Genomic DNA, 24739 nt, shown 5'->3' with positions numbered 1-24739 from the left:
TATTTTTTTGGGGGGGGTATAGTAAGTGGGTGCACGGTTCGAAACATATCCAGTGAATCTCGGTTATGATGGATACAGTAAGGAAGGGATCAATGAGAATGGAACCCAAGTGCAAGTTTACGCGTAAATAGGGCTGGGCTGGAGTCATTAGATCGAATTGTGTGGCGGCTCAAATGTATTCGATGGCGGGATGTGGTGACAGAAATTGCATACTTATGTCTCGGTTTAAGATGTGTTTACGTGTAAATTGTATGGCCCATTGAGTGTCGGTACTGAGTGGGGGCATTGTAACTGCGTGTATCGTAGCAGTAGGCATCCGAGTGAGTCGCTTTTTCGAGCACGTCAACACCAACTGTCAACCCCCTCCCAAACCTATGGAATCTTGTATCTACCCCTTAAAGAGCCTTCTGGTCTACGCGTGCGCGCTACTTATGAGTCATGCCGCGTTTTCGACTACTTATTATGTTAAAAATTCCGGTGATGATAGTCTCAATGGATTAGATGAGGCCAATGCATGGGCAAGTGTGGCGCGTGTGAACCTGCAAAGTCTATTGCCTGGAGATCGTGTGTGTTTCCAAGCCGGAGATGTATTTGATGATGCGACCTTGGAGCCTGATTCAGGTAGCGACTCTGCAGTGATCGAGTATACCTCGTATGGTTCGGGCGATCGTCCCATTTTAACAACTGCGATGACTTTGCCGAATAGTGGTTGGTCTGACTATTCTGCGGACATTTATAGTTATCCGCTTGCGACCGAAACTTGTATGGTCGTGTCGGATACAACTTACTGTCCGCCAGCCAAGACGCTCGCTGACTTAGTTGATGGCGAATATTTCTGGGATAGTGCAGGTACTCTCTATGTGTATGATTCTGCAGGTAGTCCAAATGTGAGTGGTAAAAGCTTTCGTGTCGGTCAGCGTGAAAATGTGGTGTCTTTCACTGGTCAGGACTACGTCGTGCTCAATGGTTTGCGTTTCGAAGTTTCTAATAACTCGTTGGCTCGTTTCAGTAGTGGCAGTACTCATAATACGATCACTGATTGTGAATTCTACTATGCGAGCTCTGATAATGTATCAGCAGGCGCAGGTGTTCATGCGAGCGGGGCCACGGGCTTGCGAGTATTGAACAGTCGCTTCAGTCATTTGGAAGGGGACGGTATCTATATGCAGCGTGCTTCAGGTTACGAAGTGATCGGCAATGAAATCGACTACATCTATGATGTAGGCGGTGATCCCGGCGGGGATTGTATTCAAATATCAGGCAAAACAGGCTATCCCAGTGATGACTTCGTGATTTCGAATAACATCGCTCGACGTGAATCCAAGGAGACCAATAAAGGCTGTATTATTGCAGAATTTGGCTCAGGAGGAATCATCTCGGGCAACCATGTATATCAAGGTCGTTTTGGTATCGCGAGCTATTCCAGTAACGTCGTGATTGAATACAACTATTGTGAGGATATGGGATGGTTTGGCGGTATTCGTCTCTGGGAGAATCGGGGGCAGGGTGATGTGACGATTCGCTACAACATAATTGATGGGGCTGGTAATTCGGGGCTCAATGTGGGCAACAGTTCGCGTCCACCGACGGATATGCACAACATTGTGATTCGAAATAACCTGATCTACAATACATACTATGGTGTGTCGATTTCGGTGCCGGTTTCTGGAGAATTTAAGAATAACATCGTGTGGTCGGATGTATCGTCGAATCCAAATTTCCGACTCAGCGTGGCCGCTGTGATTACAGGTGAGACCTTTGATTGTGATCACAATATATTGCAGACCCCAGATTCACGGGAAATCGTCAAATGGCTTGGAACTAGTTATTACGATTTGGCCAGCTATCAATTAGCCACGGGGCAGGGGGCCCATTCGATTTCGAATCATCCAGACTGGGTGGATGCAGCAAACTCGGATTTTCATTTAAATGATACGTCACCGGCGATCGATGCGGGGGATACGCCAGTGGGAGTTACGACAGACTTTTACGGTAACACTGCGCCGCAAGGAAGCTCGACGGATATCGGTCCCGCTGAGGCGGGTTCACTGGTTGTTTACGAAGGTTTTGATTATACCACGGGCACATTGACTATTGGAGACGGTGGACTCGGCTGGTCGGGCGATTGGGTAGAGTCTGGCGGGGCGGGTGTGGTCTCGATTCAAACGGACACCGCTTACCCCGGAGACTTGCTTTATCCGGATCTGAATCGCTCAGGTAATCGCTTGAATCTGTATGATACTGATGGAGCGCATCAAACGCTGACGCGAAGCTTGAGTCAGTCGATGGGCGGCACGACGGGAACTTATTGGATTTCTTTTCTCGTGCGTAAGCATACCACGGGGCGCTCCTTTACTTTTGATATGGATGGTTTTTCATTCTATGTCGCTGCGAGTGATTGGCAGGTTAAAACTCCTGGTACACCCTATGTAGGTCTGACGGGAGCTACTTACAACTCGACCCACTTTTTTGTGGCGCGGGTTGATTCAACTCTAGGTGGTGACACTGTTTATGTTTGGGTTGATCCGGATCTTTCGGCTGGCGAGCCATCCCTTGGTAGTGCCGATCGGACGATCATAGACAGCCCGTTTACCTTTGATAGTGTTGGATTGCGTCAAGGGCCTTGGGGGAATAATACCCAAAGCACCTCTGTGGACGAAATTCACATTGGTTTGAGCTTCGCAGATGTTACGGATGTGCCGTAGTCTTAGTTTAGAGCACTTAACTGTGCAGCGTTAACGAGAACTTAGACTGATGCGTGCTTGCGAAATGTTAACATGAAATAATCTAATGCGCCTTATTGTCCACTTGCTGTCTCTCTTCGTTGTCATTCAAATCTTACCATTTATAGAATTGAATGCGGAACCAATTGTTACGATCGAAAAACTCACGAGTGAGTTGCCCCTAGCACATCCACGCTTGTTTACAGATGCGGATGGTTTTGAAGAGTTGCGGCAGAAAATCGCTGCTCCGGAGAATAAAGTGCGTTTCGAATGGCTCTCTGAATTCATTATCCAACGAGCAGATGAGCTGCTCGATGCGCCTGCACTCGTGTATGAAAAAGATGAATCCGGGCGGCGTATTCTCCACGTTAGTCGCGATCTGCTTCGAAGAGCTACGCACTTGGGCATGGCCTACAAGCTCACAGGAGACTCTGCCTACCGCGATGGCGCGATCGATGCCGCCCTCACTGTTTGCGCTTTTCCAGACTGGAATCCTGCCCATTTTCTCGACCCTTCAGAAATGGTTGTCGGCGTTGCCATTACCTATGATTGGCTCTACGATGAGCTGACTGATGCACAGCGCTCGCTGATGCGTGAGTCGATTTGTGATAAAGCGCTGCGTCCTTCGTTGGAACCACATCGTTGGTTTCGGAGTGTGCATCATAATTGGAATCAAGTGTGTAATGGAGGGCTCACGATGGCCGCGATTGCCGTCATGGAGGATGAGCCTGCACTCGCGGCGCAGATCATTCAGATGGCGATTGAAACGATCCCGCTCGCGACTGAGCAGTATGAGCCGAATGGATGCTATCCGGAAGGCCCGACTTATTGGTGCTATGGAACGCAGTATAATCTCCTGATGTGTGCCGCATTGGATGCCGCCTATGGAACTGACTTCGGAATTTTACGTGATTCTGCATTGGCTCAATCGCCACTGGTGATTCAGCACCTGACTGGTCCGAGTGGCAAAACGTTTAATTATTCGGACAACAATACCAAGGCGCAAAGTTGCCCAGGTGTGTTGTGGCTAGCTGATTTTCTAGGTAACCCTGGAATCGCAGCGCTGGAAGAACAAAAGATGCGTGCACTCTACGACAAAGGCGATTCTTTGGATGTACGCTTCCTGCCACTACGCTTGTTGTGGATGGCTGCACAAGCGCCTTCACTCCCCGAGATGATGCCCTTGAGCTTTCAAGACTTAGGAGGACGTAATCCGGTGGCGACACACCGCAGCTCCTGGACTGATCCAGATGCACTCTTTGTCGCCATTAAGGCCGGAAGTCCCAGTATCAATCACGGCCATATGGATACAGGTGCTTTCGTGCTCGAAGCGAAGGGGGTGCGTTGGGCCATCGATCTTGGAAAAGAGGTATACGCCAAAGTTGAACTATTTAAAGATCAAGTGAGCCTATGGGATAATAAGCAGGAGGGGACGCGCTGGGATATTTTCAAGAACGGCCCTTTATCGCACAACATCTTGCTCATTGATGCGCAGCGACAGTCGATCGATGGGCATGCTACCTTGGAGGCTTTTGTCGATGATGAGGACTACCGCAGCAGTTTGGTTGACCTGTCGTCGCTGTATGCAAGCCAGGTCGATCACTATACGCGGCGAGTTTCTATTGTCGATCAGTCTGTCGTTGAGATTGAGGACGAAGTTAAAGGTGCCGGCTACGGTAAGACTATCCGTTGGGCGATGTTAACGGAAGCGGATGTCGCGCATGTCGAAGAGAACAGAATCCTGCTGAAGCAAGATGGCCAGCAACTTGAACTAAGTTTTCAGCTCGAAGGCACGACGGTTCCTCTGGCGTGGACTGTTTATTCAACTAACGAGCATCCCCCTCTCCAAGTATGGGATTCCCCAAATCCAGGCACTCGTATGATTGGTTTTGAAGCCTCCTCACGGGAGGCGCTCATTCGGATTCGTGTCATTGCGCGACCGCAATGATGGGGAGTCTGCACATGCACTTCGAAATGCCAGTAAAACCAGCACCCTTTGGTATTTCTTATGTCAGGTCGTAGCTCGACGTGGTGTCCGTCGCATGTATCTACAATGATATTTCCTCCGGCGAAATCAGAGTGAATGGTGACTCCATTTTTATAGAATTTCATCAGCTCGATTGTTTGGATTCAGTTTTGCCATTTAGCAATGGCAGAATGGTTCAAATGAAATTGCGCTTTGTCGCTTTGGGTCTTGTTTACGAGTAAACTTCTCGACCTGTTTACATGTTAGGTTTAGTATTCTTCTATTTGGATCATGATCCGTTCTAAACCCCACGCTTTGCGTATCGTCCTTACGATTGTATTTTCATTGTTTCTAGTTTCTGGCGCACATGCCGATTCGTATGTATCGCAAGTATCGATGCAGAATCCTAGTTTCGCAGATATGACAGGCGATGGTATGCCAGATGGTTGGTCAGCCTATCCAGGTGGTGATGGTCTGTCGCTCGCAAAGGAAGGGGGTGTTTGGATTGACGATGCGAACAAGTCGGCTGGGCTGGGCTTGGCGCAATGGGTGCCTGTGACTGAAGGTAAGCGTTACACTTTGTCGCTGGATTTGGCTGGTGAAGGGGGGCTCTTTGCTTACATGATTTTTCTTGAAAAGAAGCCGAGGCAGGCGAAGCAAATTCCGAGCATGACGCTCAAAGAAAAGCGTCAATGGGCTAAAGGAGGCGGTGCGGAGTCGTTGACCACGACTGTTTCTGAGATCGCTCCTGCGGGTGCGAAGTTCCTGCGGGTGTGGATATATAGTCCTTCTAGCGGCACGACGAATGTGAGGGCCACAGGCATCTCACTGCAGGCGGAGTCGCTTGCGCCGTTGGGAGCCATTTCTGTGGGAGAGCCGGGAGTGATTCCGGAGGGCTGTCTAATTCAAAACCCTGATTTTCAAAAGGTGGAAATAGATCGCACGCCGTCTGACTGGGAGGTCTATCCGCCCGCGAATGGTTCTGGCACTCAGGTGGTGAGCACAAATGCGGGCTTACGTTTGACAGACTCGGATCAGCGAAATGGTGTGGGGCTGTCACAATGGATTCCTGTTGAAGCGGGTAATCGCTATGTCGTGAAAGCTGAAGTTCAAGGGAGTCAAGGCCTATTCTTGTATTCGATTTTTGCCAGCGAGAAGCCCGCGCAGAAGAGTCGTTATTCTGAAGTAGAAATTTCTCAAAAGCGCGAATGGGCCAAGTCTGGTAAAATCGCGCAAGTCGCTTCGGTTGCGCCAGAGGGGGCGAAGTGGATGCGAGTCTGGCTTTACAGTGCGTCCTCTGGTACTAGCGATGTGATAGTAAAGCAGATCACCGCAACGATTGAAAATGCCAGTGGCGATGCGGCTGCAGTTGCTGCGGGCTTGTTCAATTGGATGGATTTTGAGACGGGAGACATGTCGCAAGCCGCGAGTCGTGAGGGAGCCGATCGAGAAATCGTGAAGAAGGGCGAGGGGCCTGTCCGCGAAGGGAACTATGCCTATCGAGCGATGTTATCTCGGTCAAAGGAGCGAACTGAACTGGTTGGCCCGCGCTCACCTGCGTATGGAGTCGTTCGCTATGGCTGGAGCATCTTTGTTCCTGAGGATTTTGATGGGGATACCTTTTTCAGTATTATTACGCAATGGCACGACTGGGGCAGTGGTAAAGAATACATCGAAGACGGTGGCGCCCCGACACACCTTTATATTTCAAAGGGCGACTGGCGCTTTAAGCTACGCTATCAGGGGGAGGACGACCATGTCGCTTCCACGCAATTTCCACTGGGTTCAATCGATGCAGATCGTGGTCAGTGGACTGATTGGGTGATGGAAGTGAATTGGCAAGCTCCTGGTGACGGCGGTTGGATGAAGCTTTATAAGAACGACGAGTTGGTGGTGGATTATACAGGACCGACTTGGTATGCTGGTAAAGATAAGGGACCCTATTATAAGTTCGGTATCTATCGTGGCTCCAAGAAATGGCCGGGAAGTGTAGAGCGATCGAAGTTAGTGTTTGATGCCTTTCGTATGGCACTTGGTGACCGATCCACATACGAGCAAGTCGCGCCCTCTGCGTATGAGCCGCGCAAAAAATAATTCCACGCTGGACTATGATCAAGTCATGTTTACGTGTAAACGTGTCGTTCGCTTGTTTCCCTATTTCTTTGAGTTACAAGTAAGCAACCATTAAAAATATAACATATTCACCCCTGTTTGATACATTAAATTATATGAAAAATATCCTGATTACCTCTCTTGTCATTCTAACTTCTAGCAGCGCATTGGCGACCACCTCTCTATGGGATGGTGCTCAAACCGGAGTGTGGGGCGCAACAACTGGATGGGTTGTTGATGGTACCATGACTCCGAGTGGCACACCAAATGGTATCGACGATGTCGCATTGTTTGATAATGGTTCTTTTTATGCTGGTTGGGGTTCGATCAGTTTAGAAACTGCAGGTGATCCTGCTGCGGATTTGGATGTAACGCTTGGTCAGTGGAATCAGTCGGGAAGCAGTAGTGGGCGTCATGTCGATGTTCGAACCAGTGGATCCGCTAAAATAATTTTTGATGTCAGTTCTGGTAGTGCGGCGATCAACAACTCCGCTGGTGCCTCAAGTTCTGGCACGACTTTCAATGTCGAAGTCCAACTTAATGATAACTTAGTGGTGAATCCGACTGGAAATACTGGTGTTGGCTATCGTGAGGGCATTACCTTTAATGGCCTCGTCACGGAATCTGGTGCAAGCCGGTCGATTACTAAGAATGGCATTGGTTCGCTCAGTTTTGAGGGTACCGATGGAGCCAATACATTCAGTGGTGGATTGAATATAACCAATGGGCTCGTTCAAGGCATGAAGACCGGGGCCTTCGGTTCAGGTAATATTCGTGTTGAAGAATCTTCTGGAACTTCGACCGCCAGCTTGGAAATTACTGATGGGGTGGTCGATGCCATTAGCGATTCCGGGCTGCTTTACCTCGGTAGCTTTGGTGGAACGAATTTCTCTACCGTCGCGCTGGCTGACGGTGTGAATGAAACGATCGGTGGTCTATATTTTGATAATGTATTGCAAGCATTTGGCACTTGGGGCGCTACGGGGAGTGGTGCGACTTTTATCAATGATGATTGGTTCAGCGGCACGGGTGTGTTGACTGTGGTGCCTGAGCCGAGCACGTATACATTGCTGTTGGGGCTCTTTGTTTTCGTTTCTATTGCGTTGAAGCGTCGTGGAAAATAAGTGTCGCAGAAACACTGTTTAATACAAAATGCCGCTGATTTCTCAGCGGTTTTTTTGTGTTGATACTCCCTGTGGTATCGGGAGTTCAGTCGGCTGGGCGGCAATCACAGATGTAGTATTCCTCGCAGGTAAGGTTGCCTGCCGTAACCTTCTCGACCACGTTAGCTTTAGCGTAGAGCCCGTCCTGATCAGAGGCTTTTCTGGGGCCTGGCTCTATGGCAAGCGCTGTGAAGCGCGCGCTTTCGCAGCAGGGTTCTTGCTGGAGGTCTGTGAAATTCGTTTAAGTCGTCGCTCGATGCCCTTAGTTAATTACTGAGACGAGAGGGAACCTGCGGGGCACATGAGCACGGAGAAGAGCGACGCTCCGGGACCATTCTCTAAACGTAGCAAAAGCTTGTTATAACCAGGCTTTAATAGCACACGGCGAAAGCCCTCATCCAGCCTCCAGGGAGAGAGACCGACGTCCTCAAACACGACCAAATCATTGATCCAAAGCTTTGCACGGTCATCACTTGCAATCGCCACCACCACATCGGTAGTGTTGGCACAAAAGACTTCTGTATAAGCGAAAAAGACCGACGAACTCAGGTCATCGGGGGGCCGAATGCGTAGACTGCCCGATTGAACGAAGTTCCATTTGAGTCGCATTGGTTTTTTTGTCGAAGGATGTATGCGGCCTTCATAGGTGGCATCTAAATCCACCATCGTTTCCGGGGGGAAGGGTACTTCGAATTCTCTGCCGGTAGGTAGAGCCCACGGGCCGATCATATACCAAGTGTCGATGAAGATCCACCCCTTGCGGCTTGAATCCATGTCGAAACTACGTCCTGGTAGTGCCTGAGCGATGGCCGTGTTCCAATTAAATTTAAAGCCCTTTGAGCTCTCTGTATTACTTTCTGTCTGCTGGAAGGAATCACTGTCATACTCATGGTCGAGTCTGTCATTGCCCGTGCCACTTACGGTGCCTCCTTTGTTTGAATTCAAATAACTTTGGTCCATCAGGCTACGCAGATCCTGCATGTTCCCATTGCTACGGCCCATATTAGAGCCTGCAATGGCCATCTGCGCTTTCAACGAGACGTCTTGCTTCAGGGCCGCCTTCAATTGCTCTGCTGTGTGTGTCGGCTCGTCTTCATTGACTTGAGTTCCGCTGATGGAGTCTAACCGATTTTCCGCTTGGCGTGTGATGCGTTCACTCGATCGGACTGCTTGATCGAGTGCTTCGTTAAAGGACTTAAATTCTTCGCGCGTGTCCGGCTTATTTTTGTCTAATTGTTCGACCAAGTCGGGTCCCTTATCCGTAGTGGGTGCGTAGACCTGCTGCTTCGCTTCTTCGAGGGAAATTCGTTTAAATTCCGCTAACTCGAGTGCCTTATTCTCGCCGAAGGCCTCGTCCAAATGCTCCGTCATCTCCTGAATGCTTGCGTATAGTTCAGCGCTATTCATCGCCTCGAAGGCCGCTTCGCTTGGGATCGTCGTCTCTGTCGTCTCTGTCGTGTCCGTTGTGGCTGCAGGTGCTTCATTCGGGAGGGAAGTGTTGGCCGCTTGATTCGCCTCAGGTAATAGCTCCGCCGACTGTTCAACGACAGGCTCCGCTGTCATTAGCAATTTCTCAAAATCTTTTAAATACGATTCGGCCTCCGCGATGATCACCTTAACGCGCTCTACTCGATCGGTCATATATTCTACGGTTTTTGCTCGATCTTGATCCGCGGGGAGTGCGCTTGCCGTTTGATAGGCCGTGCGTATGAGAGCTTGTGTGTGGGGCAGCGCATCCACCATCTCATGTGTTGTATCCAGTACCTCCCATGCCTCTGTTTTGTCGACTTCCTCCTGCAGCGCTAACATCCGCATTTGATCTAGATTCTTTTTCGTTAGATTGCGTAACTCTGTCAGTTGTTGTGTGACGCCGGGCTGTGCTCTCAGGAAGTGATGCTTGGTGGTCCAGAAGCGCAAACTTTCGGCTTTCCCTAGCAGGTCCCCTGCACGTATCGCCAAGTCGTCCCATGCATCAGGTGCTGCAAGCGAGGCTTGACGAGTTTCCACGACCTCTTGCAACTCGGTGATTGTCTGACGCAATTTCTTGGCGTTCTCTTTCAGCTTCTCACGCTTTTTGAGTTCCTGATTGTTGGCGATTTCTCTGACTTGTTCAAGGTTCGGTTCAGGGCGCTCGACTTCAACCTGTCTGACGACTTCGCCATCCTCGTTCACCACTTCTTTGATCAATGCAAAGCTTGTCTGCCTCCAATCCTCATTGAAATAGAGGGCGAGTGATACGGCAGCACAGAGAACTAATGCAATCAGCGCTGCGGCGAGTAGGGGAGACTTTTGAATGGAAGATATCATTAATCGTATTTTTCATGGTAAGTGCGCACACCGACATTGCGCAGATTACGAAAGCTAAGTGCATCGAGCACTTCGACTAGACGAGAGAACGCAGTGTTTTCATCTGTATCCAATCGTATGCGACGATCCGGATCATTTTGTTCAATTTCGCGAAGTTCTTCCAGCAAGGTCCCGATTGTAGTGACTTCGCCTTCATAATAAACGACACCATCTACATCAATTGCGATCGCGATCACGGTGTCATCAGGAGGCACTTCTAAAGACGAACGGGAGACTGGTAAGTTCAGGCTTTCGACCTCTTTGTTGTCTTTCTTCAGCATCGTCGTGACTAGAAAGAAAATTAACAACAAAAAGACGCAGTCGATCAACGGCGACATACTCAATGCAACATCTTCGTCGTCTTCGTAAGGGCTACGGCTCATTAACGATATCCTTCCATTTCAAAGTCCTCCGACCCACGATAGCGTAAACGCACACCGACTTTTTCAAAGCCCTGCAGGGCCAGAGTATCTAAAGCATCAATCACTCGCTGCACCGGAACTTCGCGGTCGGTATCTAGGCGAATGGCAATGTCGGTGCCATGTGTTTCTGCGACTACTTTTAAATCTTCGACAAAGGAGCTTACCGGAGTGTAGCTGAGGCCTTCTAGCTTACGCGTGGCTCCGTCTTCGCGTAGTATTGCTCCCTCATCATCGATCGCATAAATGATAACATCCGATTCGGCGATAGACGCCAGTGCAGAAGTATAATCGGGCAGCACGACTGGTATCTGTTTTTCCAGTTTTTTCAGCATCGTCGTGACTAGGAAGAAGATGAGCAGCAAGAACACGCAATCAATCAAAGGCGACAGATCGACTTCGATCGTTTCCTCTTTTCTGCGCCGACTCCGTAGACGGCGCAGGGTTGCCACGCGCGACACTTTGTGGCTGGCCGTGATAGGCTTTGGTGGCGAAATTGGCATATCTATCCTGCTTCTTGTTAGTTACAGCTATTCTGTTGTGTCTTGCGCCGATTTAGTTGCTTCCGGGTGGAGCCATGGCGACATCAGAGTGTCGACGGTCTCTTCGAGTCGTATGCCGAAGCTATTTACTTTAGATTTGAAATAGTGATAACTCGCGAGCGATGGAATCGCGATAATCAAACCGAGTGCTGTCGTGATCAGAGCTTTTCCGATTGAATCTGCAAGCACCGAGGCGTCGCCCGTGTCGCCCATTAAAGCCACTTTTTGAAAGGCTTCAATCATTCCTATGATCGTGCCCAATAGCCCGAGTAGTGGAGAAATCGTCGCGACCACCGCCAGTGGATAAGTGCGTAAATGTTGACGACTGACTGCTCTTGAAATCATGTCAGTGACTCCAAACGAAAGGATTTCAAAAGGAATGTGAGTGTGCGTTGCGATATAGGCTCCCATGCTCGCGAGCACGCTTTGGTCTTTTTCACAGGCCTTCTGAATGCCATTGTAATCAGATTTCAGCGTGCAGTTTCTCAAAGTAGACTCTAAACGCTTTGGAATAAAATTATTACGTCGCACAACGATTAGTCGTTCGATGATAAATACAATTCCAACAAAGCCAACGAACAGTAAGATGACTGAAGTGAGTCCGCCTTTTAGGACTTCTGCGACCCAATCAATTGAGCCGGTCGCATTGGATTGTATTTCTACCGTCGGGCTCGAACTTTGGGCCATCAAAAAAGCACTGGGCATGAGCGATGACAGGGCGGTGAATAATCGTTTCATAGTTCTATCGGTTGTTATCAATTAAATTTAAGAGGCAGCCTGATTGGGCCATGTATTTTTCGGGTGAATACGCCGTTAAGTGTGTCGAGGTCGTATTGAATTACGTTTACGTACGAAGATTGATTCACGTGCACATTGGTGCTCGTGTGCTCTTCTGTCGAGGGATATTTTGGCTCTAGCGATCGGGTGGAAATATTTGGAAGACAATTTAGTAGATTAGGCCGTGTAATTCTGAGCGATCAAGAAGCCTCTGGGCAGACCAGTGAAGCGCGCCCTTGCGAGCCGGGCGTACTCAACTAAGGCCGGAATTTCATGGCTTAATCCAGGTTGACCAAGCCTGCTCTCAGGCAGGTATTCACAAAGGAGGCGGCGCTCCAGAGTTGACTCGACGAACCCTTGACTTCTCGTGTCCTGTAGTCGCTGACTTCTGCTGTCTGCCCCGTACGTGTGGCCGCGAGTTCCATGACCTTTAACCCTTGCAGATACAGACAATTCGTCGAGAGGCTCTTCACCATTACGCAGTCATCGATGCTCCATTCCTGGGGGTAGCCGGTTGTTTTTTTGCCGGCAAAATGTATGTCTATAAATGACGCTTGTCCGTGATAGAGCCCGTCGCGTGGATCGTAAAATGGCTGATAGAAATTTTGGAAAAAGTGTTTTCCAGTTTCGTAGAGCCACTGCCATTGCTTGATATTATGCTGCGTGAGTAAGTATGCGCAGCACCATAGCCATACCACATCGTCGGTTCTGCGGGTGTAAGAGTTCGTCTTCCAAGTTTTCAGAAATTCACTTTCGCTTTGAGCTTCTTCCATCCAGGGGGCGTCGATGGATTTCAGCGCGTGCCCTTGTGATACGCGGAACTGAAGCGCTGACCTGAGCTTTCGCGTTTGGCGAATGCTATCGAGCATGATCTTGGGATAGAGACGATTGAGGCCCAGGATGCCTGAGTAGGCGATATCCCGTGTATAGACTCGGACGCCAAATTCGGAACCAGCCCCGAAATAGGCTCCATCCTCAGCCTCAACAATGTTGCTCTCGATGTCCGAGAGCGCGATCCGCCAGAGGCGCTCCATCAGGGGAGTCGTCTCGAATAGCTGTATTGAGCATTGAGGCTGCGGGTCGGGCAAGTCATTCAGTATTAGCGTGCCGAGCGCATCGCTGATACTGTCGCCGCTTAGATGGAGTCCGCCTTGTTTGTAGAGCACGATGCGTTCTAGCTCGGAGTGGGGAGCACTATGAAATCCAACGCGACTAGATCCTCATCGCGTGAGGAGGCGCCGACGAGGCACTGGAATTCTCCAGGCTCAACGATGCGCTCTCCATCGACCGTCACGATACTGCATGCACTCACGGGAATGCGAATGTGGACGGTCTCTGTGGCACCGGGCGCAAGCTTTACGCGGGCATAGCCCTTGAGTTCTTTCAGCGGCCAGGTGGCTGAAGTGTAGAGGTCCGAGATATAGGCCTGCACGATTTCGTAGCCGTCATAGTCTCCTTCGTTGGTCACATCGACCGAAACCTCGACGTGGTCTTGCAGTCCTAGTTGTGCCTGTTTGAGCCGGGCATTTTCGTAGCGGTAAGTGTTGTAGGATTTGCCGTAGCCGAAGGGATACAAGGGCGCTTGCGTGAGGTCAGCGTAGCGGTCTCCGTGCTGGCCGCGCACTTGGTTGTAAAAGACGGGGCATTGCCCGATATGACGGGGAACAGAGACGGTCAATTTACCGGAAGGATTGGTTTGGCCGGTTAGAATCTCGGCAAAAGCATCACCGCCGCGGATGCCAGGGTTGAAGAGTTCCACCACTGCATCAGCTTCGGTCACCACAGCTGGCAAAATGCTCGGCTTGCTATGCACGAGCACCACGACGGTTTTAACGCCGGTGTCGCGCACCGCTTGCAGCAGTTGCAGTTGTGGTCCCTGTAGCTCCAGTGTGGCGGTTGAAAGCCATTCGCCCATCAGTCCCTTGCAGTCGCCCAATACCACCACGGCCAGATCCGCTTGCTGGGCAGCGTTGACTGCAGCTTCGATGCCGTCGGTGGCATCCGAAAGAATCTCGCAGCCCTTCTCGTAGAGCACCTCGCCGTCGAAGTGGTTTTGAATCCCGTCGAGTAGGGTGACGACCGCCTCCTTATTGTGCTCGCTATTTTTAATCGCTTGTCCGCTACCCAGGGACCAGTCCCCGAGTTGAGCGAGGTGGTCATCCGCATTCGGGCCAAGGACTGCGATTTTTTTCACTTGTCCAGATTGGATGGGCAGCACGCCGTTGTTTTCCAGTAGCACGGCACTTTCACGCGCCATCTTGAGAGCGACCTCACGATGCGCGGGCGCTTGCTTGCGCTCGTCCACCTTGGGGAGGTCGGGCATGCGTGGATTTTCGAATAATCCTAATTTAAATTTATAGCGCAGGATGCGACGCACGGCATCGTCCACCCATTTGATGTCCAACTGTCCTGAATTGACCGCATCCAAGCAGCCTTGATAGAAGTCGGGGGTCGTCATGATCATGTCGTTGCCCGCTTCCATCGCGACCTTTGCGGCCTCGGTGTAGTCGCGACAAACTTTTTGATTTTCGACCATGTGGCCGACATTATTCCAATCGGTGACTAAAAAGCCGTCGAAGCCCCATTCATCTTTGAGGGTTTCCCGTAGTAGCCAGCGATTGGCGGTCGAAGGCTGCCCGTCGATGGCCTGATAGCCCGTCATGAAGGTGCCGACGCCTGCTTCCACTGCGCGTTGGAAAGGGGGGAGGAAGAAAGACTTCAGTTTGCGGCGCGAGAGTTCCGCCTCGGAGGCATCGCGTCCCCCCAGTGTTTCCGAGTAGCCCGCATAGTGTTTCGCGCAGGCCAGGACTGCGTTTTCAGCTGAGAGGTCTTCGCCTTGGTAGCCGCTAATCATGGCGGCGGCAAATTCACCGATCAAATAGGGATCTTCGCCAAAGGTTTCTCCCACACGACCCCAGCGTAAGTCGCGTGTGATACAAAGGACTGGCGAAAAGGTCCAAGAGCAGCCAGAGTGCACCATTTCTTCTGCAGTGATACGGGCGCCTTGTTCCATCAAATCAGTATTCCATGAGCAAGCCGCTGCCAATTGAGTGGGCAGAATAGTCGCATCTTTCCAAAAGGAGAAGCCGTGGATACAGTCGTTGCCTAGGATCAAGGGGATACCAAGCCGCGTCTTACTCGCTGCTTCAATGAAATCGGCCAACCAATCCCAACGGATTTGCAAGAAGGAGCCCGCGTGTTGCGAGTCCAGTTTTTCCAATGCTTCTTCACGGTTTTGACCGTTAACTTGCATCAGTTGCCCCACTTTCTCCTCTAAAGTCATGCGTTGCATTAAATCATCGACACGCGTTTCGACAGGATTTTGGGGGTTTTGGTAAGGATGTGCTGTTTTCATATGACTGATCACCATTGTCAGATGGCTTGGATGCGTTCCAGATTATACGCAAAAGAAGCGTAAAAAACTTGCAGAAGACACACGTGCACATTCTATGGCAAGTATCATTCTAAACCTCTGCCTATTTTAGCAATCTATGATAGGTCCCTCTGATTACATCGCTTATTTATGTGATTGGGAGAATCACTTTAAAATAATATGAATATTTCGATTACTGACACTCAGTCCGAAAAGCTGAACTTGCCTTGGAAGAAAACCATCACCGTCGGTCGTGCATATGACTTGATTCGGGAAGATGTTTTGGATCATTTGCGCTATTTGCAAAAGACGATTGGGTATAGCTATATTCGTTTCCATGCGCTGTTTCATGACGACATGGGCGTGGTCAAGCGCAGGAAGGATGGCAGCCTGAGTTTTCAGTGGCATCATGTAGACAAAGTTTACGATGCACTGTTGGAGATGGGCCTGCGTCCTTTTGTTGAGCTGAACCCTATGCCGAAAGACATGGCTTCGGGGGAGACCACCATGTTTCATTACAAGATGAACGTGACGCCTCCGCGCCTCTACGAGGAGTGGGGCATGCTGGTTGAAAAATTCACCGAGCACTGTATCGAACGCTATGGACTCGAAGAGGTGCAGCAATGGTATTTCGAAGTGTGGAATGAGCCTAATCTCAAGTGTTTCTGGTGGACGGAGAATCCGTTGGAGGAATATTTCAAGCTCTATGATTCCGCCGCGTTTGCGATTAAAGGCATCGATTCCACATTACGCGTCGGAGGGCCGGCCACTGCCTACGCGGGCTGGGTCAAAGAGATGATTGAGCATTGTGCTGAGAAGAATGTGCCGATCGATTTTGTTTCGACTCACGTCTACCAACTCGATGAGCCCATCGACCATGGATCGGTGGAGGCGAGCCCGAATGTCGAGGGGCAGTTTATGATCGATACCTTTAAGGGGGTCGAGACCATTGTCCGCGAGTCGGCGATGCCGGATCTGGAGATTCATTGGACGGAATGGAATGCGCAAACCGCGACCACCAAGTCGGATGTGACCTTCATGGACAATGAGGCGATGGATAATCTGTATGGTGGTTCGCTGGTTGCTTACAATTGTATCGAACTGGATCAGACCTGCGACTCGATGGCCTATTGGGCGGCCTCTGACATTTTTGAAGAGCATTTGATTTCAAATGCCCCCTTTGCGTGTAGTTATGGCATTGTTACGCAGGTCGGCATTCCAAAAGCGACTGCCAATGCTTTCCGACTGATGGCAAAGTTGCGCGGCAAAAAGTTGGAGCTCAAGTATGACGAAGCACTGCCGCATGGTTGCGGTCTGGTGGCGACGAAAGAACTGAAGACCACGCATGGCTTTGTTTACAATCACCTGTTTATTACCAAGGCCGCACGCGAGGCGTTTTCAGTAGATCTGAATGCGTCTGTGGATGCGCCGGGCAAGCACCTGCTCACCGTCGCCAAAGTCAGGGTGGGGGCTGGCAGTGCCAAAGAAACCTGGGTGGCCATGGGACGTCCTCAGAACCTTAGCCCCATCCAGGAAGAGGCACTGCGGAAGTTAGCCGAACCTGAGTATTCGTTCGAGGTCATTGATGCCGAAGAATCCGCGCGTATCAGCCTATCACTGGAGTCGAATGAATTTCTATATTTCGAACTCAAGCCAGTGGATGAAGTTGCCTTAGCTAAATCCGTTGAAATGGATTTGGCCAAGCAGAATCAACAGCTGTTTACGGATGGCGCACTGAAATAATTCTCGTTTGATTTCTCATGAATACACAGCAGCAACAAAGTATTGTTTTCGGTAAAAGCGCCCGTTTCACGGTTCTAGCGGATAATTGTATCCGTATGGAATATTCAAAATCGGGGGACTTCCTGGATGCTTCGACACTATCAGTGGCGCAACGCAAAATACAATCTACGGAATTTTCAATCAAAGAAGATGGCAATCATCTCAAGATCGAAACGAGTGAGTTGCTGTTGAGCTATACCGCGACCTCGCAAGGTTTCAGCAGCGAGACGCTGGAGATACGCTATCAAAATGGCGCAGACTCCCGCGTGTGGAAGTATGGTGACGCCGACGATCAGAACTTACCGGGCACTTTACGTACGCTTGACTGCATGGACGGTGATAGGGTCGTGTCAAGTAATGGCACCTACGTATGCCCATGGGATAAGGATGTCATGGAGTTGACGCAGGAAACTCCAGATGTCATTCCCGGCTATCTTTCGAAAAGTGGATACACGGTATTTGATGATTCATCAACGCCGCCACTCATCAAAAGCAGCCCACAGGATCCGGCCTGGGTCACTGCCCCACGCGGTGCTGAGGTCCAGGACCTTTATTTTTCAGCTTATGGGTCTGATTACTATCGAGGATTACAGACCATGGCTCGTTACCTCGGCAAACAGCCAATTCCTCCACGTTTTGCCTTCGGCTTATGGTTTTCCAGGTATTGGGAATTCACCGACAAAGAGCTCGAGAACATCGTTGAAACACACGATGATTATAATATCCCGCTTGATGTGTTGGTCATTGATATGGATTGGCACAAGCTTGGTTGGACGGGCTATAGTTGGGACCCCACATTTTTCCCCGACCCAGGGGATACGCTCGCATATCTGCAGGACAACGGTATCAAAATCACAATGAATCTGCATCCCGCAGATGGGGTGGCGCAACACGAAGATCAATACGAGGCGATGTGCGAAGAAATGGGGGTCGATGCCAGCAGTGGCGACACCGTGCCCTTCGACTGCACCAGTCCCCGGTATATGGATGCGTATTTCCGTTTGCTGCATCATCCCTTCGAAGATCAGGGTGTGCGCTTTTGGTGGATGGATTGGCAGCAAGGCAAATCCACCGCGATCAAAGGGCTCGATGCACTGCCATGGCTGAATTACTTACACTGGCAAGATCTAGCGACTCGCTTTCCCAAACGACGACCGATGATTTTTAGCCGCTTTGGTGGCCCCGGAGCCGGGCGCTATCCGATCGGTTTCTCCGGGGACACTCACATCAGCTGGAAGTCGCTCGCCTATCAGCCTTACTTTACCGCCAGCGGTGCGAATGTTGGGTTCGGCTATTGGAGCCATGATATCGGGGGGCATTTCTTTTCTGACGAAACCGATCCCGAGCTGTATACACGCTGGGTTCAATTTGGAGCATACAGTCCAGTGCTACGCTTGCACGAATCCAAGAGTGTCGAAGATCACCGCTTTTTCTGGAACTACAAGCGCCCCTTCTGCGATGTGCTCATCGCGACCGCTCGTAAGCGTTATCAGATGCTGCCCTACATTACATCCGAACTGTACACTTGTTGGCGTGATGACAGCTCATTGTGCATGCCGATGTACTACGAGTATCCGGAAGTGGAGGACGCCTATCTTGCCAAGGATCAGTACTTTTTTGGTCGGCAGATGGTGATCGCTCCGATCACTCAAGCCGCTGACCTGCAGACTGGATTGGCGCGCAAACGCATTTGGATTCCCGAGGGTGAATGGATTGATCTCTCTCTCGGGCTTAAGCACCAGGGGCCCAAGTGGATCGAAGAAAGTTACACCCTGCAGGAGGTCCCCGTGTTCGTGAAGCCTGGCGCCATCTGGGTGGAGCAAGCGCATAAATTACGCGCGGGCACTGGCAGTTTTGATGACTTAGAAATTGTCGTCGTTGGTCCGGACGCAAGCACGTACTGTTGGAATGAAGATGACGGAGACTCTACCGGATATCAACAGAATGAAATCGCCACGATAGAGATCACGCAATCCAGCGAGGCGTGCGCTCGTTGCATCACGATTCAGCAGACCGGCACTTCGACCTATGCTGGGGTTAAAGCGACTCGCAAGGCCTGCTTGCGCTTGCCCTTTTCTGCAGTTCCTCAGCGAGTGACTATAGATGGTGCATCAGTCGACTTTTCGAAACGAGCAAACGGTCCGAGTTGGCGTTACGCAGGGGATCGACTCGAACTGGTTGTTGAGCTCGGGACGATTGACTTGCAGGCAGGGTGCACGGTTGAAATCATTAGCGAGGACAGTGATTTTAAAGCGAAGACGGAACGCTATGTGTATCGTCAATCACGATTGCAACATGCTTGGAGTATCGCACAAGCAGGCGCGTTCAAGAGCCTGACCCCCTTGCAGCGTTCGCTGCCTTGGTTGGCGCAGACTGGTCGACGGCTCACGCATTTTCCGAATCAATTGAACGAAGAAATGTCCACCTTCTCCGACAAGTGGGAGCGTCTGCCGGACGAGCATGCAGTGTTTTGTGACTTGCTCGAGATCGCTCAAAAACGAGTGACTCCCGAAGTTTTGAAGAATCGTCAAGCCATTGATGTCCTGCGAGCAACGAAATGAGCCGCAAAGGCATTGAATCATCACGCACACATTAAAATACGCTCCATCTTGTAGTAATGTAGGTAAGTTTCTGGCATGATCTAATCGACTCATAACTTCTTAAAAATATGAAATCTAAATTAACATTTTTACCGGCACTTGCATTCGCCGCATTGTCCATCACTCCTGGCACGGCAGCTGTCATCATCAGCGACTCCTTTGATGGCTCGAGCGCCGTTGCTCTCAACGGACAAAACGCCACCACTTTTTCTTCCGACATTACCACAGCCGGCGGAAGCGCGACTTGGGTCGCAGGCTCAGTATTCCGTGCAGATGGCACGCTTCCAGGTTCGGGCGATGTTGACGCCAGTGCGGCTCTTTCGGTAGGAAGTTACATCAATGACGCGAAGGGGACTGCGAATGGAGTGTTTACGCTGACCTCCACCATTTCTCAAGTCGCGGGTGCCAGCGGCGCCAACAGTTGGATTGGCATGACTTTCTTTACTGGAACTTATTTTAAGGATGATCCCCTTTTTAAGAACAACTTTGCTGTAGGTGTCGCTATTCGCAGGGCTGCAGAGGGCACCACCTTCTTTGACTATATACAATCACCTGGATCGGTGGGTACCAGCTATGTCACGACAGATTGGGGCGCGGTTGGTGCGGCCGATGCGACCTTTACTACGGTGCTCGATTTATCGGGATGGAATGGCACTGATTCATTTGGTTCGATTGAGTTTTATCTGAATGGCTCATCGACGCCGGATGCGGTGGCTAATCTCACTTCAGATTATGATTTCTCTCTTGTGGGGCTTTCCTACAACCAGAATGCTAGTGGGACGGTTGAGAGCTTTAGCCTGGCCCAAATCCCCGAGCCTTCCTTTTTGCCGCTCGTGCTGTTGAGCAGTTTGGCAGTATTGATCCGGAGACGTCGTTAATTTTTTTGAAGCGCTTCGATTTTCTTTCAAGCCGGTCACTTATTGTGGGCGGCTTTTTTGATTTTTCGTCTTAGCCTTGTGACTGAATGAGTAGCTCACTGCAGATTATCACTATTGATAAATTTAATACCATTTTAGTGTGTCCGAGAGGACTCATCTCTACAATATTTTAGTCACTAGAATTAAAGTAGTCTATCAAATATCATACACATGAGTTCCATTATTACTGAGAAATATAACGCACTATGGTCCGACCCGAAGCTGGTGAAACGCATCGATGAAGGGATTCGGATAAATCGTCAAAGCGATGCTCGCGTTCGTGTTACTAATTTTGAAGGAAAGCCATTGCCAGGCATCGGAATTAAGGTGGAACAGCAGGACTCTCCCTTCAATTTTGGTGCCAACATCTTTAAGCTGGGTGATTTCCCCGAAGACACACTCAATCTCAAATATGAAGATGCTTTTTGTAATATCTTCAACCGTGCGACAGTGCCGTTTTACTGGCGCGGCTTAGAGCCAGAGCAAGGTCGTCCACGCTTTAGTCAACACAGCGTGCCCATTGCGCGTCGTCCTCCGCCCGACCGCGTGGTTCAGTTTTGCCAAGACAAAGGCTTACGTATGCATGGGCATACTTTGGTTTGGAACTATCGCAAGTGGTCGACTCCAGACTGGTTGCCTACTGATCCGGAGCAGGCGGCTCCGCTTTGGGAAAAGCGCATTCAAGAGATAGCCGAACGCTACGGGGATGCCATCGCTAGCTGGGACGTCGTCAACGAGATCGCATGTCACTATGAGAAGAATCCGGACGGCATGGCCATGCTACCGAATTACGGCAGCACCGCTTTCGCTTGGTCTGAGAAGTATTTCCCCACCGAGACTCGCTTTGACATCAATGAGGCGACTGGGGCATGGGATATAGAGGATCCGGAGTATACTCAATTGATTGAAGGTATCTTGAAGGAGAAACGCCGCATGGGAGCCATTGGTTTACAATTCCACAAGTTTAAGGACAAAGACCTGCTCAAAGTGCTTGCGGGGGACAATTCCCGGCCGATGGATCTGCTGGATGCGCTCGATCATTATACGAAGTTCAACTTACCGCTGCATGTCAGCGAGATCACACTCACTTCGCCTGAGAATAACGAAGCAGGCTTGGCTGCGCAGGCTGAGGTCGCTAAGAATCTTTACCGCTTATGGTTCAGTCACGCTGCCGTCGAAGGAATCACTTGGTGGAACCTCCCTGATGGTTGCGGCGCTCCTGGCGAACACAAAGTTTACTCTGGTCTGCTATTCGAAGACCTGAGTCCCAAGCCTGCCTACCACGTCCTGCAGGATTTGATTCACAATGAGTGGCGCACCACGGAAGAGGGTGTCACGGATGCCGATGGTTACTTCAACTTTCGTGGCTTCCATGGATCTTACCGAATTATCACCAGTTCACAGTGGTCTGATTCAGGCATGCAGTCGGCGATGACACTGGAACCTGGAAAGCGGACCGATCAATTGATTTTCTTATAGCAAGTGCTTTGCGGAGTGCTCGCTTTGAGTCGTTCTGATCAAAGCAGTTCCCGTTTTTTTCGGGGCAAGTAACAGCTGTCGTCAACACTGATGACAGCTGTTTGATTGTAAACATTCCTATTCGCCGACAGTCATCGTCACTCGCCGACAAGGCGCTGCGAAGGAATGGCGTTCCTGTTGGGACGTTGGTTGCGAGAATTGGGACTTCTGATTTTCGGCGGACGACTGGTTGTGTCCGGAAAAATCACACTGAGTGCAAGCTCACGTTTCGCCTTACCTTCCTGGTCGCGCTACTGGCGCATCCGTTCGGAAGGGAACCATGGGCAAGCCGGCTTTGTTGTAGATGGGAGCTTCCGGATTGTTTGCCCATGCGTATCTAACAGCGACGGGGTGCTTCACGCCTTGAGCGCTGAGGCGAATGTTGCCACCTTCAATCACGGCGTCGGCCCAAACAAAATCACTGTCGGCATCGCGAATCGCGAAACCACCGATTTCGGCAGTCTTGCTGATCAGGCCACCGTCGCTGTGGTCAAAGTGTAAGATGGCTTGGTGTCCCTGGACTTCCATTTGAGTGAAGACAGGGCCGCTGTAGCTTAGGTCGCGGTCATACGCGATCGCTTCTGCGGCGAGCGCTAGGCGTTTACCGACATCTTGCTTGTTCCTCGGGTGAATGTCGTGGGCTTCACCAATGTCGATTGTCACGGCCAGGCCGTTCTGCGGATGTTGTGCGGCAGCCATGGCCTGGGCCTCGCGCAGTTCAGCCCAGTTGCTTTCGACGGGCAGTGATTCACGTTTTTTGTAGTTCGCGACTTGCACGATTAAGAAGTTGAAGTCGTCTTGATTCCAGCGACTGCGCCAGTCGTTGATCAGGGTTGGCAAGAGCGTGCGGTATTGCTCCGGGCGTGATGAGTTGGATTCACCCTGATACCAGATGACACCACGAACCGCATAGGGAATGAGCGGGGCAATCATCTGATTGTAAAGGATAGTGGGGCGGTTCGGTGTGACTGGATTCTTAGGCTTTTGAGCTAAGACGTATTCAGGCTTTATGTGCCATTCACCTGAGAGGGCAATACGTTCGGTTTCATTTGCATCCTCCGGCGCCAAATACAGGGGCTTGTTATCATCGCCACGCAGGCCGCCGGGACCGGTCGCATCGATGACGCGAATTGCGATGACGTTCGGGCCTGCTTGGACCAGTTCGGCCGGGACTCGGTAGTCGCGTGCTTGATTCCAGTATTTTACAATCTTTTCCTTGATATTGCCGCGCGCGCCGACTTGTTGGCCGTTAAACCATGTGACGTCGACCTCGTCGATGGTGCCAGGGCGTAGCACCAGGTCTCGGCCTATCCATGACTCTGGTATCATGACAGTTTTGCGCAGCCAGACGATGCCATCCAAATCTTCATAGCCCGCATCTTCCCACTTGGTGGGGATCATAATTCTCTCCCAAGCTGAATCGTTCAGTTCGAGGCTGGCCCATGCGCTGGCAGCGTCTAGGTCCGCTTCCAATTCATAGAGCTTGTTCAGTCCATCCTTTAAGTCTTGAAGGGCCGCCTGATAAGCTGCCACTTCGGACGCTTGATTGGCCTTCACTTCCGGTAGCTTTGCAATTTTATCGGAGAACTCCGGTAGCTTGGCGTCGAGCGCTTCAGCGCTGGTCCAGGCTTCAGCGACCGTGCCTCCCCAGTTTGTGCCGATCAATCCAATGGGGCGGTTTAGCTCTTTGTGTAGATGTCGCCCGAAGAAATAACCCACGGCAGAAAATTGTCTGACCGTGTGCGGGTTGCAGATGACCCATTCTCCGCGTAGGTCTGATTGTGGCTCGAAGGAAAACTCTTTTTTGACCTCAAAGTAGCGGATTTCCGGATACGTCGCATTAGCCGATTCTTCGTCTGCGTTGTTTGAGTTGATGACTGGCCATTGCATGTTTGATTGTCCTGAGCAAATCCAGACCTCGCCAATCAGGACGTCTTCAAAACTGAATCGCTCGCCGCTCGAACTACTAATGGTGAGCATCTGTCCTTCAGCCTGGGTGTCCATCTGCGGTAGTCTAACCATCCATTTTCCCGCGCTGTCGGCGGTGGCTTGTCGGGATACATCTGCCAGTGTAACCGTCACTTCTTCGCCGGGATCGGCCCAGCCCCAGACGGGCAGGTCGTGTGCTTGTTGGAGCACCATGTGGGAGCCGAATATTGCAGGTAATTGTAGCTTCGCGATTACGCTGTGACTGATTAGCAAGAGTAGGGCTGAGGACAGTGCTATGGCACGTTTATATCGTAGACTCGAAGGTAGTGGGCTGAGGGACATAGGGCTTTTTGCTTTTATGTTAACGGTTTGTCCAAATATCTATAATCTAGAGAAGACTCGAACCTGTGCTTATTGACATTGATGGGCACGTGTTTAATTTTATCATTGGAGGTGAGCTCCTTTTTGGTCGTTTTGTCAAGTTATCTTTAAGTCTTAGAATGAGGGTTTTTATTCGCCAATTTATAGTGTAAATTGCTTTTTTAGAGCTGTTAATGTGGTTTTGTTGCCGG

At 50.5% G+C, this 24739-nt stretch carries 15 protein-coding genes; 8 read left to right on the top strand and 7 right to left on the bottom strand.

From position 1 onward, the window contains the following. The first annotated feature begins 431 nt into the window (after nucleotides 1-431). The 4 genes from QEH52_RS02350 to QEH52_RS02335 all read left to right on the top strand — a co-directional run bounded on the left by QEH52_RS02350 (nucleotide 432) and on the right by QEH52_RS02335 (nucleotide 7925). Entirely contained in the window at nucleotides 432-2705 is a 2274-nt protein-coding gene (locus QEH52_RS02350) for a right-handed parallel beta-helix repeat-containing protein (RefSeq protein ID WP_308948372.1), read from the top strand. Between the two features lie 85 nt (nucleotides 2706-2790). Beyond that, nucleotides 2791-4671, top strand: a complete 1881-nt coding sequence (locus QEH52_RS02345) for a heparinase II/III domain-containing protein (RefSeq protein WP_308948370.1) — start codon at nucleotides 2791-2793, stop codon at nucleotides 4669-4671. A gap of 309 nt (nucleotides 4672-4980) precedes the next feature. Next, nucleotides 4981-6783, top strand: coding sequence for a polysaccharide lyase family 20 protein (locus QEH52_RS02340; protein ID WP_308948369.1), 1803 nt, complete (start codon nucleotides 4981-4983; stop codon nucleotides 6781-6783). Between the two features lie 134 nt (nucleotides 6784-6917). Next, nucleotides 6918-7925, top strand: coding sequence for a PEP-CTERM sorting domain-containing protein (locus QEH52_RS02335; protein ID WP_308948368.1), 1008 nt, complete (start codon nucleotides 6918-6920; stop codon nucleotides 7923-7925). A gap of 309 nt (nucleotides 7926-8234) precedes the next feature. Here the strand turns inward: QEH52_RS02335 and QEH52_RS02330 are convergent, their stop codons facing one another. From QEH52_RS02330 to QEH52_RS02305, 6 genes are all read right to left on the bottom strand, one after another. Next, nucleotides 8235-10271, bottom strand: a complete 2037-nt coding sequence (locus QEH52_RS02330; protein WP_308948367.1) for a hypothetical protein — start codon at nucleotides 10269-10271, stop codon at nucleotides 8235-8237. Beyond that, nucleotides 10271-10693, bottom strand: coding sequence for an ExbD/TolR family protein (locus QEH52_RS02325; protein ID WP_308948366.1), 423 nt, complete (start codon nucleotides 10691-10693; stop codon nucleotides 10271-10273). Before QEH52_RS02325 ends, QEH52_RS02330 begins: the two co-directional genes overlap by 1 nt. Further along, nucleotides 10693-11232: an ExbD/TolR family protein gene (locus QEH52_RS02320; protein WP_308948365.1), complete on the bottom strand. Its 540-nt coding sequence runs from the start codon at nucleotides 11230-11232 to the stop codon at nucleotides 10693-10695. The genes QEH52_RS02325 and QEH52_RS02320 overlap by 1 nt, the downstream gene beginning before the upstream one ends. Nucleotides 11233-11259: 27 nt before the next feature. Continuing rightward, complete coding sequence (locus QEH52_RS02315; RefSeq protein ID WP_308948363.1) at nucleotides 11260-12009, bottom strand: MotA/TolQ/ExbB proton channel family protein; 750 nt, start codon at nucleotides 12007-12009, stop codon at nucleotides 11260-11262. Between the two features lie 317 nt (nucleotides 12010-12326). After that, entirely contained in the window at nucleotides 12327-13214 is an 888-nt protein-coding gene (locus QEH52_RS02310; protein ID WP_308948362.1) for a hypothetical protein, read from the bottom strand. Nucleotides 13215-13222: 8 nt separating this feature from the next. Beyond that, nucleotides 13223-15403, bottom strand: a complete 2181-nt coding sequence (locus QEH52_RS02305) for a glycoside hydrolase family 3 N-terminal domain-containing protein (RefSeq protein WP_308948360.1) — start codon at nucleotides 15401-15403, stop codon at nucleotides 13223-13225. Nucleotides 15404-15601: 198 nt separating this feature from the next. On the opposite strand from QEH52_RS02305, the gene QEH52_RS02300 reads away from it, so the two are divergent. From QEH52_RS02300 to QEH52_RS02285, 4 genes are all read left to right on the top strand, one after another. Next, a complete protein-coding gene (locus QEH52_RS02300) occupies nucleotides 15602-17164 on the top strand; it encodes a GH39 family glycosyl hydrolase (RefSeq protein ID WP_308948359.1) in 1563 nt (520 codons plus the stop codon). 17 nt (nucleotides 17165-17181) lie between these two features. After that, on the top strand, nucleotides 17182-19764 hold the full coding sequence (locus QEH52_RS02295; protein WP_308948358.1) for a glycoside hydrolase family 31 protein: 2583 nt from the start codon (nucleotides 17182-17184) through the stop codon (nucleotides 19762-19764). 107 nt (nucleotides 19765-19871) lie between these two features. Further along, nucleotides 19872-20681 (top strand): hypothetical protein, encoded by an 810-nt coding sequence (locus QEH52_RS02290; protein ID WP_308948357.1) that lies wholly within the window; start codon nucleotides 19872-19874, stop codon nucleotides 20679-20681. A 210-nt stretch (nucleotides 20682-20891) separates the two neighbouring features. Then, nucleotides 20892-22199: an endo-1,4-beta-xylanase gene (locus tag QEH52_RS02285; RefSeq protein WP_308948356.1), complete on the top strand. Its 1308-nt coding sequence runs from the start codon at nucleotides 20892-20894 to the stop codon at nucleotides 22197-22199. A 273-nt stretch (nucleotides 22200-22472) separates the two neighbouring features. On the opposite strand, the gene QEH52_RS02280 is transcribed toward QEH52_RS02285, so the two are convergent. Continuing rightward, nucleotides 22473-24509 carry a sialate O-acetylesterase gene (locus QEH52_RS02280; RefSeq protein ID WP_308948355.1) on the bottom strand — a complete coding sequence of 679 codons (2037 nt, stop codon included), beginning with the start codon at nucleotides 24507-24509 and terminating at the stop codon, nucleotides 22473-22475. Between the last annotated feature and the right edge of the window lie 230 nt (nucleotides 24510-24739).

Origin of the sequence: Thalassobacterium maritimum (assembly GCF_031127805.1) — a bacterium.
In the GTDB taxonomy this organism is placed as follows: Bacteria; Verrucomicrobiota; Verrucomicrobiia; order Opitutales; family Coraliomargaritaceae; genus Thalassobacterium; species Thalassobacterium maritimum.
The sequence above is the reverse complement of the archived record's forward strand: the minus strand, read 5'-3'. Positions and strand labels throughout refer to the sequence as shown.

Coding starts and splice junctions, on each gene's coding strand:
- QEH52_RS02350 (WP_308948372.1), top strand. CDS start 432: ATGAGTCATGCCGCGTTTTCGACTACTTATTATGTTAAAAATTCCGGT.
- QEH52_RS02345 (WP_308948370.1), top strand. CDS start 2,791: ATGCGCCTTATTGTCCACTTGCTGTCTCTCTTCGTTGTCATTCAAATC.
- QEH52_RS02340 (WP_308948369.1), top strand. CDS start 4,981: ATGATCCGTTCTAAACCCCACGCTTTGCGTATCGTCCTTACGATTGTA.
- QEH52_RS02335 (WP_308948368.1), top strand. CDS start 6,918: ATGAAAAATATCCTGATTACCTCTCTTGTCATTCTAACTTCTAGCAGC.
- QEH52_RS02330 (WP_308948367.1), bottom strand. CDS start 10,271: ATGATATCTTCCATTCAAAAGTCTCCCCTACTCGCCGCAGCGCTGATT.
- QEH52_RS02325 (WP_308948366.1), bottom strand. CDS start 10,693: ATGAGCCGTAGCCCTTACGAAGACGACGAAGATGTTGCATTGAGTATG.
- QEH52_RS02320 (WP_308948365.1), bottom strand. CDS start 11,232: ATGCCAATTTCGCCACCAAAGCCTATCACGGCCAGCCACAAAGTGTCG.
- QEH52_RS02315 (WP_308948363.1), bottom strand. CDS start 12,009: ATGAAACGATTATTCACCGCCCTGTCATCGCTCATGCCCAGTGCTTTT.
- QEH52_RS02305 (WP_308948360.1), bottom strand. CDS start 15,403: ATGAAAACAGCACATCCTTACCAAAACCCCCAAAATCCTGTCGAAACG.
- QEH52_RS02300 (WP_308948359.1), top strand. CDS start 15,602: ATGAATATTTCGATTACTGACACTCAGTCCGAAAAGCTGAACTTGCCT.
- QEH52_RS02295 (WP_308948358.1), top strand. CDS start 17,182: ATGAATACACAGCAGCAACAAAGTATTGTTTTCGGTAAAAGCGCCCGT.
- QEH52_RS02290 (WP_308948357.1), top strand. CDS start 19,872: ATGAAATCTAAATTAACATTTTTACCGGCACTTGCATTCGCCGCATTG.
- QEH52_RS02285 (WP_308948356.1), top strand. CDS start 20,892: ATGAGTTCCATTATTACTGAGAAATATAACGCACTATGGTCCGACCCG.
- QEH52_RS02280 (WP_308948355.1), bottom strand. CDS start 24,509: ATGTCCCTCAGCCCACTACCTTCGAGTCTACGATATAAACGTGCCATA.